We start from the raw sequence: 1,556 nt of genomic DNA on the forward strand, positions 1-1,556 counted from the left end.
AGCTGCGGCTTTTTTGCGCCCGCGTTCTTGTCGCGTTGTTCGTTTCTGCCGATCAGAGAACGCCCGTCGTCTAACGCCGACGACGGACAAAACGCTTTATTCAGGGCGGACCCATTAAATTTCGTTGAACAGATTGCGGATCGGGTGAGGCCCCTCTGTCGAAGATGCAGATGGCTGCGGATGCTCCCGATCTCATTTCCGCCTTGCTGGCCGGTCGGCTTTTTGGCATCACATCCTGATCCAAAAGCCCGTCAGGATTTAGGGAAGGTCTGCACAACTCGTTTTTCAGAGCGCTGATTTTTTGACACGTTGGGCGCATCAGCTGTAAGCGTTTGCAAGCAGGTTGGTCGTCGGGCTCTTGAAGCATGACGACCTCCGTTGCCGAGACTCACGGCCTTTACCTCCGGGCGTTTTACGCTTTGCGTAACACCTTGCGTGCCATCCAGAGATTGCCCAGCGCAAACAATGTCGTGATCTGCGCGGTGTTCTTCATCAAGCCCCGGTATCGTGTCTTCGTATAGCGAAACTGTTGCTTGAGTACACGCAATGGATGTTCAACCTTGGCGCGGATGCCAGCCTTCAGGCGCTCAATCTGGTTGAATATCGCGTCAAGACGATTGTTCAGGTCCAGTTGTCGACGCTTGCCAGGTCGCATTGCGACATGCCAGCGAACCGGGTTCGCCTAACAGCGCTTTTCAATACCCTGATATCCCGCGTCAGCGTACACATCCGCTTCCTGGCCGTGCAACAACGCTTCGGCCGCGTTGATGTCGTGCACGTTGGCCGCGGTCCCAATGACGGTGTGGACCAGACCCGACTCTGCGTCCACGCCGATGTGCGCTTTCATCCCAAAGTACCATTGATTTCCCTTCCTCGTCTGGTGCATTTCCGGGTCCCGGGTGCCCGACGCGTTTTTCGTCGAACTGGGCGCCGAAATCAAGGTGGCATCAACCACCGATCCTGCCTTGAGCATCAAACCTTTTCCACTCAGAATTTCGTTGACCACCGCAAGCATCTGCACAGCCAGACCGTGCGCTTCGAGCAGGTGACGAAATCGAAGAATCGTGCTTTCGTCCGGCAAACGCGTCATGCCGCCGTCCAGCCCTGCGAAATCGCGATACAGCGGTACGTCGTATAGCGCTTCCTCCATGGCCGGGTCTGACAGACCAAACCACTGCTGCATGAAATGGATCTGCAGCATCGTGGCAACTGGAAATGGCGGCCGGCCCGTTTTCCCCTTCGGATAGTGCGGCTCGATCAGGGCAATCAGGTTCGACCACGGCACCACGCGTCTCATCTCTTCAAGAAATTCCCGCTTGCGCGTGCGCTTCGTTGACAGATCCAGACCAAGGCCCAACTGCGCCATCTCAACTCTCCTCACCTGATTCGCCTTGCCCACCAGGATACCCCAACGGTGCTTCAATGCCAGGACTTTTGCAGACCTTCCCTAGTCTTACTGTGTCAGTGCGACGTGAAGTCGCGTAGAGGATTGTTTCACCTGGCTGCGGCCAGGAAGGAAACCGATTGTTCCGTCAATCGTAACCTACCGGTGCATG

The 1,556-nt window shown here is 56.2% G+C and carries 1 pseudogene; it reads right to left on the reverse strand.

From position 1 onward, the window contains the following. Positions 1 to 412 precede the first annotated feature (412 nt). Positions 413 to 1,366 (reverse strand): annotated as a pseudogene (locus tag HV796_RS42190) (IS5 family transposase). Between the last annotated feature and the right edge of the window lie 190 nt (positions 1,367 to 1,556).

It is taken from the genome of Paraburkholderia humisilvae (assembly GCF_902859855.1).
Taxonomy (GTDB): Bacteria; Pseudomonadota; Gammaproteobacteria; order Burkholderiales; family Burkholderiaceae; genus Paraburkholderia; species Paraburkholderia humisilvae.